The sequence below is a fragment of the Faecalicoccus sp. LCP19S3_E2 genome (assembly GCF_052121255.1).
Taxonomy (GTDB): Bacteria; Bacillota_I; Bacilli_A; order Erysipelotrichales; family Erysipelotrichaceae; genus Faecalicoccus.
In genome coordinates this window covers 19795-38291 of record NZ_JBQKEP010000005.1, presented here as the reverse complement: position 1 = coordinate 38291, position 18497 = coordinate 19795, and the positions used below count along the sequence as shown (strand labels likewise).

Genomic DNA, 18497 nt, shown 5'->3' with positions numbered 1-18497 from the left:
CTTGACGATTATGTATCTTTACATTACCTTCTGAAACATATGGCGCACCTTGTCCAGGCGGCTGTTTGGACGGCGGGGCTGGATGACCGGCTGACCGACAGCGGCCTGATATCCTTTCAGCTCTGTAAGGCATACGCTCCGCCCGTTGGTGTAAAAGGCCAGATCAGTACGGTATGCCTGTATACAGCGGGCGGGAATCTCGCCAGTAAAGACAACTTCATCCTTTTTTACCTGGGCCGTTTCGATGGTGGCACAGTATTTCGGTGCATCATGATAAGCCCTGGAAAGGTATTCCTGGGGCGCATAGAGGATGAAGGAGAGATAAGGTTCCAGCAGCTGCGTCCCCGATTCCTTCAATGCCTGTTCCAATACAATCGGGGCCAATGAGCGGAAGTCCGCCGGCGTGCTGACCGGACTGTAATAAAGCCCGTATTCAAAGCAAATCTTACAGTCCGTTACGTTCCAGCCGAACAAGCCCTGCTCCAGCCCGTAACGGATACCATCCCTGACAGCGTTTTGAAAACTCTGGTTCAAGTATCCCAGCGAAACCCGGCTCTCGTATTGTACACCGGAGCCAAGCGAGAGTGGTGTAACAGACAGTCCTATGGATGCCCAAAACGGGTTGGGCGGCACCTCGATATGGATGGTGTGGCTGGCTGCTTTGAGCGGCCGCTCCATATAAATGACGGAGGGTTCCTTTACCACTGTTTCAAGCTTGTATTTTTCCGACAGCAAAGCGGAAACAACCTCCAACTGCACCCGGCCCAAAAAAGAAAGAATGATCTCATGGGTGATGGAATCCACTTCGCAACGCAAAAGCGGGTCAGTATCCGCAAGTTGCGTAAGAGCGTCCAGCAGCCGTTCTCTTTGCGCTGCCGTTTTCGGCGCAATCGTCGTCCGCAGCATGGGGAGGGGGTCCTCGCGCCACCTTTTACGAGGGAGCCGGGTTTGGTCCCCTAATACATCGTTTAACCTCACGCTGTCGCTGGGAAGGATAACAATTTCACCCTGATAAGCGGTGTCTGTCCGAACAATTTCCCCTTTGGATGGAATACGCATCTCTGTGATTTTCAGCTTTTCTCTCCCGGCCAGGGCCACCGTATCCCGCAGGCGCAGCGTTCCGCTGTATAACCGTAGATAGACACGCCGCTGGCCGCAATCGGTGTACTCAACCTTGAAAACGCTGCCGCATAGGGCGGCGCCCCCCTGTTCCCCAATCGGTTGGAACAGCCCTGTCACCGCATCCATCAACGGTTGAATGCCAAGGCCATTTTTGGCGCTGCCATGATAGACTGGGAACAGGGAGGCGTCTTGAACCCGCTGCTGTTCCTCCCGCGCAAGTTTTTCCCGGCTGATTGGTTCTCCTGCGATATACTTTTCCAATAATTCATCGTTATTTTCGATGACCGCATCCCATGCTTCTATGTCGGTATTTTCCTCCAGGACTATTTCCGGGGACAGCGACACCGTCTGCTTGATGATAATATCGGCGGAGAGCTTATCCCGAACAGACTGAACCACGCTCTGCAAATCAACGCCAGCCTGGTCGATCTTGTTGATAAAGATAACGGTGGGAATGTTCATTTTCCGCAGGGCATGGAACAGAATACGGGTCTGGGCCTGCACGCCATCTTTAGCGGAGATCACCAAGATGGCCCCATCTAAAACAGCCAAAGAGCGGTACACCTCCGCCAAAAAATCCATGTGGCCGGGCGTATCCACAATGTTAACTTTACATCTGTGCCACTGGAAGGAAGTGACTGCCGCTTGAATGGTAATCCCACGCTGCCGCTCCAAAAACATGGTGTCCGTCCTCGTTGTCCCTTTTTCGACGCTCCCCGGTTCTGAAATGGCTCCGCTGGCATATAGCAGGCTCTCCGTCAAGGTCGTCTTTCCAGCGTCTACATGGGCAAGAATTCCAATATTGATTATTTTCATGTGATTGTCCTCCCTTTACAGCCCCAAAGGGCATAAAAATCCCCAGCAGTAAAATACTTTTACCACTGGGGATTATAAGTTGCGGACATACACATATACAGCATACACCTGTTTGTGATTGCTGTTTTTGGGGATATGTCAAAATTGATAAGGCAAAAGTATTCTTAAATTGGGTACAAAAAACTAAGCCCCTACAAAAGGAGCTATCATAATCCTTTGTTCCCACTATTTGATTATAGTTTTATTTAAGAATACCTTGCCGCATATTTTTTACTCCTTTTCTGGATTAAATCCATTGTATCACATCAGTTTTAGGAAAGCAAGTACCTAAAAGAAATTTTTCTTCCCCTTATATGTAACAATCATACCGGCTTCCTAGCGTTCAGAATGTTTTCTGCTGTCTGCTGTGGTGTTTGGTTGGAATTGTCCAACCAAAAGCCGATCCGTGGTGTTGTCTGCATTTTACTAAATACAAATTCAATGTATACAGAAAGATATAAGGAGTGGGAGGGATTCCGCCGTAGTTGGCATTGTAGGAAAATCCAAAAGTTTAGATTTTCCCACAATGCTTATCTTTTGGTCTTTGGTTCGGAATAGTGTAGTGCTGGCGGTCTATCTCTTGTTTTCGGTTGCTTGCTTCCTTACCGTACATGAGCATTTCTCCATATCTTGTTTCAACCCGCAGATTTCATTCAACAAGGAACCATATTCACCTTGTTCGATATTCACATCCAGTTCTTCTGTTTCTTCTAAAAACTCTGTCAATGTTTTGGCATCTGTATAAAATGTTTTCTTAAATACTTCTTTATCTTTTGTCGCATCAACAACCTGAATTTCTATTTCTTTTTCACCTTCATGCGCCTTTGGTGCAAAGTATTGCGACCCAACCACCACACAAACAATAACAATCACAGCCGCCAGGGCCCATCTTAATTTTTTCTTCATTTTCAAAACTCCTCTTTTCTACTTAATTCTTTCCTGTTGTATTCTTTCCAGCACATGTATAACCGGCTCCCATAAAAAGAGTGTTACGATAAACGTTAGACATCCTTGAATGAGCGACGTTTTTAACCCCATCACCAGATAAAGCATCGTGATCGTCTTACTGAATAATAAAAAGGGAAGATCCACCAGCTGGCCTGTCAAGAAGGAAAAAAAGCCGGCCAATAGCGCATTGGCCCACAGACGTTTTTTCATAAAATCTCTGCTTTTGGAAAAAATCCAGCCATATAGTGGAAAAATCAGTAAATATGCGACATTCCAAAGAGTCAATCCGTTTAATAAAATTTGAATACATGCAAATAAGATACAGGAAATGACCACTTCTTTTCTTGTGAAGGCATGCGCAAAACATAGAATCGTAAAAGTGATCATTTCCAAATATAAAGTATTGGAAAAGGCTTGAAACACCGCATATAGTATAGCTCCCATCAATGCGATGTGTGCCATTTGTCTAACGTTCACGAACCCGTTTCCTTTTTCTGTTTGGTGTATAAGCCTCTTTAGGGCGCCTTGCCGGAATCAGACACTTCGGCCCGGAGCCGATCAAATCGTCCCGATGCGCCTTTTTTAAAGCACGATAGACAATATCATAGTTTTTCGGATATCGATACTGCATCAAAGCCCTTTGTTCCAGCTTTTCTTCATACGTTTTTGCCACATAGACCGGTTTCATGGTTCTTGGATCTAGTCCAGTATAATACATACACGTTGCCAGGGTTCCCGGTGTCGGATAGAAATCCTGCACCTGCTTAGGCGTATGATGAATCTTCTTTAAATAACAGGCCAGCTCGATCGCATCGTTTAGATCACAACCCGGATGAGAGCTCATCAAATAAGGGACAAGATACTGATTCATGCCAAACTCTTTGTTCTTTTCATAATACTTATCTACAAATTTCAGATACAACTCTTTTCTTGGTTTTCCCATTTTATCTAAAACTTTGGCACTGACATGTTCCGGTGCTACTTTTAACTGGCCGCTGATATGGTATTGCACTAAACGATCAAAAAAAGTCTCATCTTTATCGTACATCAAATAATCGTAGCGAATCCCCGATCGAATAAAGACTTTTTTAACCTTGGGCAACTGTATTACCGCATCTAACATTTCTACATAATGAGAGTGATCCACCTTTAGATTCGGACACGGCTTTGGCCATAAACACTGTCTTGTCTGACAGGCTCCATATTCCTTTTGTTTATCACAAGCCGGGCGGGAGAAATTGGCACTGGGGCCACCAATATCATGAATATACCCTTTAAAGTTAGGCATATCGATGATTTTTTTGGCTTCTTCTACAACACTTTCAGTACTTCTTGTAGAAATCACCCGACCCTGATGCGAGGTAATGGCACAAAAAGCACACGATCCAAAACAGCCTCGGTTGCTGGTGATGGAAAACTGCACTTCTTCTATTGCCGGCACATAGGTATATTTAGGATGAAAGATTCTCTCATACGGCAAAGAATACGTAAAATCCATTTGTTCCTGTGTTAAGGGAAGCGGTGGCTGATTACACACGACATACCAACCATCATAAGGTTCAATCAACATCTTAGACTGAATCGCATCCTGGTTCTGATATTGGATCAAAAAGCTTTTCGCATATGCCTTTTTATCCTTCTTGACCGTAGTAAAATCCGGTAAAAGAATATAATCATCCACGATCGTATCAATGGATTTTGTCTTCCAGGCCGTTCCACGTATATAACACAGATCCTGTACCTGTAATCCACTGTTTAAGGCATCCGCTACTTCGATGATCGTATTTTCACCCATGCCAAACATTAAAAGATCAGCCTGTGAATCCATTAAGATCGAACGTCTGACTTTATCATCCCAATAATCATAATGAGCCAAACGGCGAAGACTGGCCTCAATTCCGCCAATTAAAACGGGAACTTTTGGAAATAAGCGTTTTAAAATCTGAGTATAAACAATCGTGGCTCGATCCGGGCATTTTCCCATAATTCCCTGATCCGTATAAGAATCCTTATCTCTTCTTCTTTTATTGACTGAATAATGATTGACCATAGAATCAATATTTCCGGCAGAAACTAAAAATCCCAGCCGCGGTGTTCCAAATTGTAAGAATTCTTCATCGTTATGCCAATCCGGCTGAGCCAAGATGGCACAGCTGTACCCAAAGACCTGCAAGATTCTTGTGATGATGGCACAGCCAAAAGAAGGATGATCGACATAGGCATCGCCGCAGACATAGACAAAATCCACCTGTTCAAATCCTTGTTCTAACATCTCCTGTCGTGTTGTTGGTAAAAAAGACATAACATCCTCCTACTGTTTGAGTATTTGCTCGGCATAACGAACCGTTGCCATCGCATCTTTGGCGTAATGATCGGCATGAATCTGATCGGCAAATTCCTGATTTAAGACTGCACCCCCGACCACCACAAAGGTATCCGGTTTTTCTTTATGAAGCAGTTCAATGGTTTCCTCCATACTTTTGACGGTTGTGGTCATCAAGGCACTTAATCCAACCAGCTTTACTTCTTCTGAAATAGCCGTTTGAACAATCACTTCCGGGGCTACATCTTTGCCCAGATCCAATACCTCATACCCATAGTTTTCCAATAAAACCTTCACAATATTTTTCCCAATATCATGAATATCTCCCTGTACGGTGGCAAGGATAATTTTGCCTTTGGATAAAGACTGATTTTGTGCCATTTTTTCTTTTAAGACTTCGAAGCTGGCCTTGGCTGATTCTGCACTCATCAAAAGCTGCGGTAAAAATACCGTGCTTTGTTCAAAGCCTTTTCCCACAAGGTCCAAAGCTGGAATCAATTCTTCATCAATGATCTCTAAAGGCACTTTTGTTTCTAAAAGCGAAGTCGTAATTTCCTTTACACGATCCTGCATACCTTTCTGGATCGCAAACGATAAAGAAACTTCCGGATTTTCACTTTTCTTTTCTTCCACCTGCTTACTGTAGTTGGAAATATAATGCATGCATTGTGCATCTTGATTCATCAAGGCCATTGACGCATCAAATGCTTTTTTCATCATTTCATTATTCGGGTTGATCATGGCACACGATAGTCCGCTTTGTAAGGCCATGCTTAAAAAATAAGAATTGATGATCTCTCGTTGCGGTAATCCAAACGAAATGTTGGAAACACCCAGTGTCGTAGAAACATTAAGTCCTTCTTTAACCTTTTGTAGTGTATCTAACGTAACCAAAGCACCATCCGGCTGCGAAGAAATTGTCATCGCAAGGCCATCGATCACGATATCCTTTTTTTGAATACCATATTCCTGTGCCTTTTGCACGATCTTTTGGGCAATGGCCAGACGCTTTTTAGATGTAGAAGGAATGCCACTTTCATCTAAACATAGCCCAACGACCACCGATCCATATTTTTGAATCAAAGGAAATACAGATTCCATAGAATCCAGTTTCCCATTCACCGAGTTAACCATCGGTTTTCCATTATAAAGACGTAAGGCGTTTTCTAAAGCTTCTAAATTTCCGGTATCAATCTGTAACGGCAGGGCACAGACATTTTGAAGGCGCACAACCATTTCTTTCATCATCTCGGCTTCATCAACATCCGGTAATCCCACATTCACATCTAAGATCTGGGCACCTGCTTCTTCCTGCTCCAACGCCTGCGAAAGAATATAATCAAACTCTTTGTTTCGTAAAGCTTGTTGAAAGCGTTTTTTTCCCGTAGGATTGATTCTTTCCCCAATCACAACCGCTTTTTTTCCGATCTGCACCGCCGATGCATAAGAAGTTACCCACGTTTGTTCTTTCATCGTATTCGGTTGGCAGGGAATATCCTTTACAGCTTCTATTATTTTTTGTATGTATTCCGGAGTAGTTCCACAACAACCCCCTAATCCCTGTACACCGATCTGTGCAATCTTGACCATCGCCTGGGCAAAATCATCGGCTTTTAAATCATAGACAGTCTTTCCATTCACCTGGACAGGGAGTCCGGCATTGGGATTGACGATGATGGGAAGAGAAGAAACTTCCCGAATCCTTTTGACAACCGGAAGCATCTGTTCGGGACCTAAGCCACAGTTGATTCCCAAGGCATCAACACGTAATCCCTCCAACATTGCGACAGCGGATTCTACACTGCCACCGGTCAATAATCGCTGGTTTTCATCAAAGATCATCGTTACGATCACCGGAAGATTGCTGTTTTCTTTCGCGGCCAAAACCGCCGCTTTGGCCTCATACGTATCCGACATCGTTTCAATCAAGATAAGATCTGCACCGGCCTTTACACCGGCTTTGACCATTTGGGAAAAATACGATACAGCCTTTTCAAAAGGAAGATCCCCCATAGGCTCCAATAACTTCCCGGTCGGGCCGATATCCAGAGCAACATAGGCATCCATACACCCTGCTTGTTTTTTAGCTTCTTTTGCCAGTTGAATCCCGGCTGTAATAATTTCTTCCACATTATCAAACTTGAGACCATTGGCCCCAAACGTATTGGCGTTGATCACATGACAACCGGCTTCCAGGTAAGCCTTGTGTATCGCAATCAATTCTTCGGGATGGGTAAGATTCCAGGTTTCGGGATATTCGCCGCCCGGCAATCCTCTTTCCTGCAACATGGTTCCTAAACCACCATCAAAATAGATCCACTCTTTTCCTAAACGATCTGTGATCATACCTTCACCCCTTTCGATACATACAATCTGTCTTTTCACATTGTTGACAAGAACCAGCCAAATCTTGATTAGCTTCTCTGGTCAGTCCGATCATGGCCGTAACGGATTTATACGGCACCATCAAATCACCCTGCGTCAAGGTCACACCGACCGTCTTTGGCATATCCAAGATTCGAATAAAATCTCTTTGGTGTGCCAAGGCACAATCCCCATAACCACATGAATACCGGGGACGGCAGCAATAGCCTCTTTGTCGGGCATCTATTTTGATCTGCTCATTGATTTGATCCGTATAAGCTTCAATCATGGCACAGCCTAAAGCCTGTAAGATCACACTTTGCGCTTTATTTTGTATATTCGCTCTGGCGATCAATCGATCCGGCACAATACCTAATGTCGTTGCCAGACATACGATTTTTTCACAACCTTTTAAATTTTTGGATAAATCCTTTGAATGAATATGGACCGATGAAAAATAAAGATCTTCACCGCATTGTTTCAAATCAAATTCTTTCATCACAAATTTAGGTGTACACTGCTGCATCTGTTCCATACAGCTTTGAATCTGTTCTAATATCGATGCATCCGGAGTCTGGTTGCGATAGCCCAAATAGCGGTACACTTCCTTTTCGTTGACCTGTATCATTTGATCATTTCCGACAGATTAGCCTGAATGCGTGCTGCCACATCCGGCTTATTCATCGAGTACACATGGATATGTCGAATTCCATTGGCAATCAGATCAATGATCTGTTCACTGGCATAAACGATACCCGCCTGTTCCATGGCTTTAGGATCATCTCCAAAATGATCGATAATTGCCTTAAAGCGCTCCGGCACCTGTGTACCTGACATCTGCACACTTCGAGCCAACTGCTTTTTATTTGTAATCGGCATAATTCCTGCCAACACGGGTACTTGAATGCCGGCTTCACGAATTCGATAAAGAAAATTGTAAAAGATATTATTGTCAAAAAACATCTGTGTGGTCAAGAAATCACAACCGGCATCTACCTTTTCCTTTAAATGAAGAATATCTTCTTTTTTATGCTCACATTCAATATGACCTTCCGGATAACAGGCTCCTCCAATACAAAAATCACCTTGCGCTTTGATGTCTTGGATCAACTGACTGGCATATTGATAATCGTGTGCGATCCGGCCATCTTTAGGAATGTCCCCACGTAAAGCCATGATGTTTTCTATACCGGCATCCTTGCATTTTTGAATCATATTCAACACATGTTCTCTGGTACTGGAGACACAAGTTAAATGTGCAATGACCTGCGTTCCATATTTCTGATATAAATCTCTTGCGAGATCAACCGTATATTGACTGGTACCTCCACCGGCTCCATAGGTTATCGACATAAAATCCGGATGCAAAGATGCAATCTTTTTTGCGGCCGCTTCTACCTTGGAATAATCATCGATCTTTTTTGGCGGAAACACCTCAAAGGATAATGTCACTTTATCTTGTGTTAATATTTCTGAAACTTTCATCGAAGGTAACTCCCCTCTTTAAATATGTGATATTAAGATTATACTAAAAATCACTTCGTTTTAACATATAAAAAAGAAGTCCCTCAGGACTTCCGATATCATACGGCATGAAAGGCATTTTCTAAATCGAATAAGATATCTTCAATATTTTCAATTCCGATTGATAAACGAATCGTATTTTCATAGATTTCTCTTTCCTCTAATTCTTCTTTTGTACATTGTGAATGCGTTGTAGTAGCCGGATGAATCACCAGACTTTTGACATCGGCTACATTGGCCAATAAAGAGAATAACTTTAAATGGTCAATAAACGCAAACGCCTCTTTTTGTCCACCTTTGATATTAAAAGTAAAGATGCTGCCGCCACCTCGCTTAAAGTAGCGAACATAGGCCTCATGATCCGGATGCTCTTTTAATAAAGGATGATTGACACGTTCTACCTTTGGATGTTTTTGTAAGTATTCTACAACCTTTTTTGTGTTCTCAAAATGACGTTCCAATCGCAATGATAGTGTTTCCGTCCCCTGTAATAGTAAGAAGGCATTAAACGGAGAAATGGCAGCACCGGTATCACGAAGCAAGATGGCACGAACATAGGTTACAAATGCGGCCGGTCCGGCTGCCTCGGTAAAACGGACACCGTGATAGCTTGGATTAGGTTGGGATATGTTCGGAAATTTCTGACTTTTTGCCCAATCGAAGCTTCCTCCATCAACGATTACGCCACCCAGGCTTGTTCCATGCCCACCAATGAATTTGGTTGCCGAATGCACAACAATATCCGCTCCATGCTCTAATGGTCGAAACCAGAAAGCCGCTCCAAAGGTATTATCCACAACGACCGGAATGTTTCGTTCATGCGCCAATTTGGCAATGGATTCAAAATCCGGAATATCACTATGCGGATTGCCGAAAGTTTCCAAATAGATGGCTTTCGTGTTTTCCTGAATTGCTTCTTTGACTTCCTGTAAATCATGAATGTTGACCAATGTCGCATCGATACCAAAGCGCTTATACGTATGCTCTAATAAATTGGAAGTACCGCCATAAATCGTTTTCTGTGCCACAATATGTTCCCCCTGTGCTGCCAATGCCTGAATCACATACGATACAGCCGCTGCCCCAGAAGCAACAGCCAGTCCGGCAACACCACCTTCTAAAGCCGCAATACGCTCTTCAAATACACCTTGTGTCGAATTGGTCAATCGACCATAGATATTCCCTGCATCACGTAACCCAAAACGATCGGCCGCATGTTGTGAGTTGTCAAACACATACGAAGTTGTCTGATAAATCGGCACGGCTCTGGATCCTGTAGCTGGATCTGGTTGTTCCTGCCCTACGTGCAGCTGCAATGTTTCAAACTGTAATTTTCTTTCTGTACTCATGTCTATTTACCTTCTCTTTCTTTTTGGATGGTTTTTGTGAGTGTATAAAAAAAGACCCATCCCTTAGGACGAGTCTATTGATTCGTGTTACCACCTAATTTTATCATCACCTTACGATAATGACCTCACCAAGCACCATCATGCTCTGTTGCGATAACGGGCAATCCCGTGATGACCTCATCGATCATCCGACTCCAAGACCATGTTCATCCTGCCTTCTGCACTTCTTTTCACCAACCAGAAGCTCTCTACGCCATCCAACAAAACTACTCTTCTCTTCTTTGTCTTTTCTTATGGATGAATACATATTATATAACTAGGTATTGAATGTCAAGCGTTATTTTCATTTTCTTTCAATTATTTTCATCCCTTTTAATTTGTATATGATTAATACTTCAAAAGAATCAAGAAATAATATTTCGATGATATTGTAACTGATTAAGTATATACAACAAAGTTCCTACAATTGATAAATTTAAAAATCCTATCCAAAGTGGATAAACCTGAAGTCCTTCTGAAATTGAGGCAAAAGAACGAAAATTCATAGGATTTGAAAACTGTAAAGATTGGTCGTGACCAGCATCAAAATAACACTTGAAAGCACTAAAAGTCCAATTACAAGAATTGTTATGATTTTATTTTCTTTGTTCAGTAAAAATACTTGAATCAGGAAAAAAACAAGTAATTTTTCTATCGATTTGTTAGTTTGATAGTTAATAGTTCGTAAGGTCCAATAGAGTTTGTCAGTTCTTTTACATTTTCGTTTGCATCGACAACACTAACTTTATAAGTTGATTTTAATCTAGATAAATTAACGTCTTTTTTTTGCTTAGTCAAGTTTTTAATCTGAATTAGGAATGAATCCGAATCATACAGCGATGGAACAATCGAGAATACATCTAATCCTTCTAAATCTAATAAATCACATTTATTTTTCAAATCTTTGGGATAATTCACCAACAGTTTACTGTCAAGTCTACAAATAAATTCATTAAAATGTTGGAGTTGGTAGTAAATATCCTGTTGATGAAAAGTATCAGATGCATGTATTATTTGTTCAGCATCAAAATTACTTTCGCTATAACTTACCTTAAAATCATATTCATAAACCCCTAACAATTGTGCTTCAGGAACTGATAAAGGAATATGTCCTTTCTTTGTAGTATCACCACTTGCCCTGCCTGGTCGATATAATAAATCAGCTTTCCCTAGCTCACCAGTAGTTGCTAAAAGTGTCAAATAGATTCTGTCCTCAACAATCTGATATTCTTTTACTCCTTTAGAATATACGGTACAAATATTTCTATTATCAGTTAAACTCACATTTTCTTCCATCACTTCCAAGTCTACCGGTATTTCTGAATATCTGCTCTCCCAGTTTTTTGGTACCTCTTTTAGAACCGGTCTTTTTATAAATCCAAACGCTGTTGATGCAATGGAATGATCTGTACAAATATCTGTTTTTATTCCTAAACGAAGTCTATGACTTTCAACAGTATTATTTAACTGTACCTGAATTTCTGGATCCGAATCACCTTCACGTAAAACTATTCTAATCTGAATTTTAATGACATTCAGATTGCTACCTTTTATACGGTTTTCTAATTTTTCCGGTAAAGTCATCTTCATTTCCACATCCATGATCTGGCGCATAGAACCAATACATACCTTAGCTACTTCAACATCAGAAAAATATAGTGGAGAATCGTTTCTTAGAGGAGAAAAATCATAAGTATCTCCATCATTTCCGCAATCTTCAAAAATTAACCAATCCTTTATAGTTTTATTTCCGACTTGTAGATGCAATTTTCCATCAATAACTTCAATAATATATTTATCATTTTGAATTTTTTGAATGTCAGACTTTTTGATTCTTACTGAATCTCCTTCTTGGATATGAATTACTCTATAGCCAAATTTTGGCATTTCTGTTTTTACTTCCACTTCATACTCATAATAAGCCGGCTCATCTACAAAGTAATTTCTATTTTTTCCTTCCACCATAATATTATTGCGAGCCGGATGTTTAATACACTCTAAAACTTCAATTTGAGATACCTCTGGAATAGAAATTGAATCATATTTTGAAAATATACGAATTATTTGTGATTGTTTCAATTCTTTTCCTGTAACGTTAAACAACAAAACCTCGTCTTCTGACAAGCCTAATCGTTTAGCTATTTGATTTTTTATTCGATTTTCAATGCCATCACATATTTCATTGGCTTGTTTATAACGATGACGTATATCTTGTGCAACACTGTCAGTTACACAACCGGCCATACCATCATGAGCTTGTCCTTCCATGACTTTCTCCCAAGCAGCTATTAGTAATTCTTTAGAAATTGAAACTCCAATTTGTTGAGCAAGAACCATCAGAGGCTCAATACGCCGCACTATTTTTTCTTCTGTTTTTTCGTTTAATAGTTTTAGGTCCATCCTTACAGAGCCAATAGTTTTATGAACTCTACCAGTTGTCGGTGTTCTAAACTCTCCTTCATAAATTTCCAAAGAATCTTTTTGTTCACGTAGATAATTTATAAAATCATCAAGTGTACTACTAATATACTCACTCTCTGATTTTTTATTAATCTCTTTAAGTTTTTTTGTGAAATCATGAGATATTGTATTTTGATCATTACCAATTGGGATTAAAACTTCTTCCAAATCTGTTTTTGCTCTCAGTTTTTGTTCTTGAGCAAATATCTTATTTTTTAAAAAGTCGTCGTCTGTGAACAGCTGCGGAATACTCCCATACCCATCAATCAAATTCACTGCATAAACTTTTGAACTTCCTAATCCTTTCCATTGGAAATAGGGGCTTTTAATTTTTGTATAATCAATTCCTCTCCAAAAAATCGCAGAATCTATCCCACAATGATTATAGATAGTTGGCATTTGAGAATTAAAACCAAATGTATCCGGTAAATATCCGACATATAAAACTGAGCTAATCTTTTGGGCCTCATATATACCCACCATTAAATTTCTTAAAATGGAAATTCCACCAACTAATTGAGCGTCACTTTGAGTATACCAAGGACCTAAAAATAATTGTCCTCTGTTTACTAATTCTTGAATATCGCCTTTCCATTCGGGACGGATACTTAAAAACTCTTTAACGATAGAAATCTGACCGTCTAAGACAAATTTAGCTTCTGGATGATTTTTCAGCTCTTGTAAAACATCCAAAAATACTTCATCACTAAGGACAAGAGAATCCATAGTTGAGAAGTACCATTCTCTATCCCAATGTGTATGGTTAATTAAATGTACTTTTTTCATTTTAATCTCACTTTCTTAAGATTGATTTCCAAACCTTATTGAAAACACCTGCACACGGTCCTACTAGTAATGTAATAAAAATTGTTCCAAGTCCAATTGGACCTTTCAATAAGAATGCAATCAACAATCCACTGATATCAACAACTAATTTAGCTTTCCCGATATCAATAGGGTATCGTTCTGTAAGAGCTAAGGTAAAATCATCTAAGGCATTTGGAGGTAATCCGCTTTGAAGGTATAAAGCGAAACCGATACCCGCTAAAAGTATACCCAATGCTAAAAAAGGATATACCCTCCAACTTTCACTTGGAATGGTAAAAAATGAAGTAATGAAGAGGCATATATCTGTTCCAAACCCCATACAAAATGCAGTAATTAATGTCGTAAAGCGAAATCTTCCTTTTCTAATCACGCCAGCCAATATAACCATGATTACACCAACCGTAAATGAAGCTAGACTTATACTAGAATTAAATAATTTAGAGATTCCTAAGTTAACCGAATCCCAGCACCCCAATCCTAGTTCAGTGCGAACTTGTATAGCCACTCCCATCTGTAAAATAAAGATTCCGCTAAAAAAACATAATAACTGAGATAAAGTAAAAAGAGGTTTCTCCCTCTTTTTACATAACACCATCGATATCTTCCTCGTCAAAACCTTTTCCTAAGAAAATAGCACCTGCAGCAATTATAGCTGTACCAGCTATGATACCCAAAATGTAGATAGGCCAATTACTTACAAGTAACCATCCGTAGCATCCAGAAATCGGGATTTCATTTACGGCGCCTCCCATTACCGCTATAGCGGACCCCACAGCACATCCAACCATATTAACAATCATCAAACGAGTTGGATTTACTAATGTAAATGGAATTGCCCCTTCAGAAATACCAACCAATCCCATGATAAAGCTTGCTTTTCCTGCTTCTTTTAACTCATTAGAAAACTTTTTCTTAGCAATAAATGTAGCAACTCCGTATCCTAATGTAGGAATGATAATTGCAACTTGTGCTGCTGTATTCGCCAAAAATAATCCTTCTGTCAATAAAGCCATTGCAGTTGTTACAGCTGCTTTGTTAACAGGACCTCCCAAATCGCAGCCAACCATTGCGCCAATAACTATAGCTAAAATCAATGCGTTACCACCATTTGACATCATAGAAACCCAATCAACCAAAGCCTGGTTAATAGCTGCAAATGGAGCCCCTACAACATATTGCATAAACAATACAGTAAACAATGTACCAAACACAGGTAAGATAAATACAGGTAATACACTTGAGGCACTTTCTGGCAAATGAATTTTCTCTGCCATGAATTTAATTAAATAGCCGGCAAATAGACCTGAAATCAACGCACCTAAGAAACCAGTCCCTAAATTACTAGCCAATAAGCCACCAACAATACCAGCAACTAAAGCTGGGCGATCAGCTACTGAAAAAGCAATGAAACCAGAGAAAATCGGCAACATCATATTCAAAGCCAATCCACCTAAACCATCTAGTGTATTAAAGAAAGGAATAAGTCCTGCATCTGCTTGATGAGCTGCATCCCAAATATCTGTTACACCATAAAACATACCACCAACTCGGGCAATGCCCATAATAACTGCACCTGCGATAGTGAATGGGATCATGTAAGAAACACCAGTTAAGATGTGCCCTTTCATGTCTTGTAAAAACTCTTTCATTTTAAATTCTCCTTATTTTCGATTATATTTTTTCCAATGCATCTTCAATGACAGCTCGTCCGTTTTTAATTGGAGCCGACACACTAGTTTTATGAATAACCTTACCTGCAAAACGTTCTTCTTCACGAACTTTCTGATCTACTGAAAAAATTACAACATCTGCCTGCTCAATTTCTTCTTTAGTCAAACGATTTTGAATACCTAACGCGCCCTGCTTTTCAACTTTAATTGTATGTCCCATTGCAGTTCCATGCTTCATTAAAGCTTTAGCTGCCATATTTGTATGAGCAACACCAGTAGGACATGAAGTTATTGCTACAATTTTCATAATTCTTCCTCCTCGATAGCTACTTTTAACACTTTAAACAATTCTTCTTTATTTTTGGCGTTGCGTAATCCTTCAGTAAATGATTCTTCCATTAGATTAGACGCTAATTTGCCAAGTAGTTCTAAATGTAACGTACCTGATAAAGCTTCTGGTATAGCTAAAGCAATCACAAAATCAACGGGTTTTCCATCCATAGCTTGCCATTCTATACCTCGATTTAGCGTGATAACAACAATAGCTGCTTCATGTATTGCACTTGACTTGCAATGTGGAATCGCAAAGCTATCACCAAAGCCCGTTGTTCCTTCTGATTCTCTTGCTATATACCCTTCATAAACTTTTTCTTTATCATCTATGTATTTGTTAGCCCATAAAACTTCACCAATGAAATGTAACACTTCATCTTTAGTATTTAGTTTTTCCTTAAGATATATATTTTCTATACATAGCATTCTGCCTATTTCCATTTTACCTACCTCAACAATCTAATAAATTCTTGATACGTTTTTACTTTTAATATAGAGAACACTGTACTTTCATCGCTTAAGATTTCATACATCCCCTCAAAAATAGTTTCGAAATCTTTGAATAATTCTTTGCGAATACTCAATAAAATAACCAAACGAACCTTCTCTCTTTCCCATAAAAATGGCTTATCATTGATTAATATAGCTACTTTACTAATTGGAGGATCCAGTTCTATCGCATGTGGAATTGCTGTTAAATTTCCAATCTCTGTTGATGATATATTTTCTCGTTTATAAAACTTTTCAATATCCTCTCTATTCAGATATTCATTTTTAACCATGTTATCCAAAATAAAACCTAACGCTTCTTGACGTGTACTGAAATTCGTGTTGTTAAAAAATAGCTTTTCATCTGTATACTTCAAGAAATCTAAATAAGTTTTTCTATCTTTTAGAATCTGTTCTTCCACATACTTAATATCTTTAGTCGATAAAATTACAGGAATCCTAAGTACTTGTTTCCCTAAAAGGCCATATTCCTTTGAATCAATATCAACTGTTGAGAACACAACATCAAAACTTTCTCGATCAACATTCTTGAGCTCATTTAATGAAATCACTTGGGTAACTCCTACCCATTGAGAAAAGTGGCTTTTAATCTTTGCCGATAACAATACAGCCGTTCCCAATCCAGATGCGCAAACGATGATTGCCCTTAATTTTTCATTTTCATAAGGCGTCTTCATTCGCTCCAATGCTGCTCCAAAATGTAAAGCTATGTATCCTATTTCATCATCATTCACTTTGACAGTAAGTTGTTCCTCAATATATTGAGAAGCCACGCTAGCTATCTTATAAGCAAACGAATAATTTTTTTGTATATCAACCAGCAAAGCATTACTCACATTCATTCCAAAACGAATTCGATTTAAGGCACTTTGAAGATGTACCGTTAATGAATTCACTAAAATCGAATCTCGGCAAAAATCTAGATCCAATTTTTCTTTTAGATAAACTAAAGTTTTCTTCACAATATCTTGATAATCTTGATTCATTGATATTTTTTCATCTAGATTCATTATTGACACCTTTCGAGTTAACAAATGAATTGTGATGTAATAAACTTCTTCGTCAGGCAATTCAATTTTCAAAGCATTTTCTATATCGCGTTTAATATCTTTTGCAACATGATTTTCTTTTGTTTCGAACAAAGATTCATCATGCTCAACAACAGATATCAAATTTTTTGAACGTACTCTCTGAATTGAGATAAGAATATGCATTAATAAATTTACATAACCTATATCCGTAATAGTTAATTGATGCCTCTCCAAACAACTTCTTAAAATTTGATCGGCTAGTGTCGTTTCCTCTTCTCCGAAAAAAGGAATAATAGATTTAAAATCAATCAAAAATCCTTCTTTTTCTCTCGATATATAATAATGCAACGCCTTTCGAATATCTTCTTCTTTTCCCTGTATTCGAATTCCTTTAATACCATCTTTGACGATACTCAAATTAAAGGATGAAAGTATTTTACGTACATCTGCCATATCTTGTTTCAAAGTTGTTAATCCAATGTACAAACTCTCACAAAGAACACCTTGAGTAACAATCTGATGATTATCAAGTTCTTTATGCAATAATTTGAGTATTATGTAATTAACTCTCCCTTCATGACTAGTCGGAATCATAATTGAAGAATTAATCTGATCTGCTATCAAACCATCCTTAAAAGATGAAAACTGTTCAAGATCGTTGATTATTAACCGATACCCTTTTCCTTTGATACCAGATATAGTTGCTCCAAAAGTAATCAAGGTACGATTCAAAATATGAATATCATTACGTAATGTCTTGGATGAGATTTCTAAGAAAGTGGCCAATTCTTTCCCAGATACGTACTCATTTTTGTTTTCAAGAAACTTAATAATTTTAATTTCTCTTTGATTTAGCATGAATATCATTCACCTCATCTGTATAAAGTATAATAATTAAACTTAACTTATCATAGACGCACTATTTCCGTTGATAAAGGAAATCAAACGCTAGATTAATATCCTATCAATAAAAATTGAAAAACGCATCTTAAACACTAGATGTATTTATAACAGCCGTATTTATAACAAAACAAATCCGAAACCTCATTTATTATGTAAATAGTTTAAAATGAATAATATTTTTAAATCATTCAAACAGCATTTGAAGTACTCGATTAAGTTCGTGATAACATATAAGGCG

The 18497-nt window shown here is 39.1% G+C and carries 14 protein-coding genes and 1 other annotated feature; all 14 genes read right to left on the bottom strand.

The genetic code is table 11. The features are described 5' to 3' along the window. Positions 1–18 precede the first annotated feature (18 nt). The 14 genes from tet(W) to ACTQX6_RS05960 all read right to left on the bottom strand — a co-directional run bounded on the left by tet(W) (position 19) and on the right by ACTQX6_RS05960 (position 18214). Positions 19–1938 (bottom strand): tetracycline resistance ribosomal protection protein Tet(W), encoded by a 1920-nt coding sequence (tet(W), locus tag ACTQX6_RS06025; RefSeq protein WP_002586627.1) that lies wholly within the window; start codon positions 1936–1938, stop codon positions 19–21. Between the two features lie 612 nt (positions 1939–2550). Continuing rightward, complete coding sequence (locus ACTQX6_RS06020; protein WP_441657369.1) at positions 2551–2883, bottom strand: hypothetical protein; 333 nt, start codon at positions 2881–2883, stop codon at positions 2551–2553. An 18-nt stretch (positions 2884–2901) separates the two neighbouring features. Then, a complete protein-coding gene (locus ACTQX6_RS06015) occupies positions 2902–3402 on the bottom strand; it encodes a cytochrome B (protein ID WP_441657370.1) in 501 nt (166 codons plus the stop codon). After that, entirely contained in the window at positions 3392–5227 is a 1836-nt protein-coding gene (locus tag ACTQX6_RS06010) for a YgiQ family radical SAM protein (RefSeq protein WP_441657371.1), read from the bottom strand. The genes ACTQX6_RS06015 and ACTQX6_RS06010 overlap by 11 nt, the downstream gene beginning before the upstream one ends. Before the next feature lie 9 nt (positions 5228–5236). Next, positions 5237–7594 carry a homocysteine S-methyltransferase family protein gene (locus tag ACTQX6_RS06005; protein WP_272001556.1) on the bottom strand — a complete coding sequence of 786 codons (2358 nt, stop codon included), beginning with the start codon at positions 7592–7594 and terminating at the stop codon, positions 5237–5239. A gap of 4 nt (positions 7595–7598) precedes the next feature. Next, positions 7599–8240: a vitamin B12 dependent-methionine synthase activation domain-containing protein gene (locus ACTQX6_RS06000; protein WP_168964739.1), complete on the bottom strand. Its 642-nt coding sequence runs from the start codon at positions 8238–8240 to the stop codon at positions 7599–7601. Next, positions 8237–9097 (bottom strand): methylenetetrahydrofolate reductase [NAD(P)H], encoded by an 861-nt coding sequence (gene metF / locus ACTQX6_RS05995; RefSeq protein WP_272001554.1) that lies wholly within the window; start codon positions 9095–9097, stop codon positions 8237–8239. The genes ACTQX6_RS06000 and metF overlap by 4 nt, the downstream gene beginning before the upstream one ends. A gap of 98 nt (positions 9098–9195) precedes the next feature. Further along, positions 9196–10485, bottom strand: coding sequence for an O-acetylhomoserine aminocarboxypropyltransferase/cysteine synthase family protein (locus tag ACTQX6_RS05990; protein WP_294686459.1), 1290 nt, complete (start codon positions 10483–10485; stop codon positions 9196–9198). Between the two features lie 61 nt (positions 10486–10546). Continuing rightward, positions 10547–10776: a binding site (T-box leader), on the bottom strand. Positions 10777–11175: 399 nt separating this feature from the next. Further along, a complete protein-coding gene (locus ACTQX6_RS05985) occupies positions 11176–13770 on the bottom strand; it encodes a glycoside hydrolase family 38 C-terminal domain-containing protein (protein ID WP_294686462.1) in 2595 nt (864 codons plus the stop codon). 7 nt (positions 13771–13777) lie between these two features. Next, positions 13778–14407: a YczE/YyaS/YitT family protein gene (locus tag ACTQX6_RS05980; RefSeq protein WP_195222453.1), complete on the bottom strand. Its 630-nt coding sequence runs from the start codon at positions 14405–14407 to the stop codon at positions 13778–13780. After that, positions 14394–15461 carry a PTS fructose transporter subunit IIC gene (locus ACTQX6_RS05975; RefSeq protein ID WP_168964734.1) on the bottom strand — a complete coding sequence of 356 codons (1068 nt, stop codon included), beginning with the start codon at positions 15459–15461 and terminating at the stop codon, positions 14394–14396. Before ACTQX6_RS05975 ends, ACTQX6_RS05980 begins: the two co-directional genes overlap by 14 nt. A 22-nt stretch (positions 15462–15483) precedes the next feature. Next, a complete protein-coding gene (locus ACTQX6_RS05970; RefSeq protein WP_117445569.1) occupies positions 15484–15789 on the bottom strand; it encodes a PTS fructose transporter subunit IIB in 306 nt (101 codons plus the stop codon). Next, complete coding sequence (locus ACTQX6_RS05965) at positions 15786–16256, bottom strand: PTS sugar transporter subunit IIA (protein WP_117445568.1); 471 nt, start codon at positions 16254–16256, stop codon at positions 15786–15788. Before ACTQX6_RS05965 ends, ACTQX6_RS05970 begins: the two co-directional genes overlap by 4 nt. A 5-nt stretch (positions 16257–16261) precedes the next feature. Further along, positions 16262–18214, bottom strand: coding sequence for a BglG family transcription antiterminator (locus ACTQX6_RS05960; RefSeq protein WP_181965562.1), 1953 nt, complete (start codon positions 18212–18214; stop codon positions 16262–16264). Positions 18215–18497: the final 283 nt, after the last annotated feature.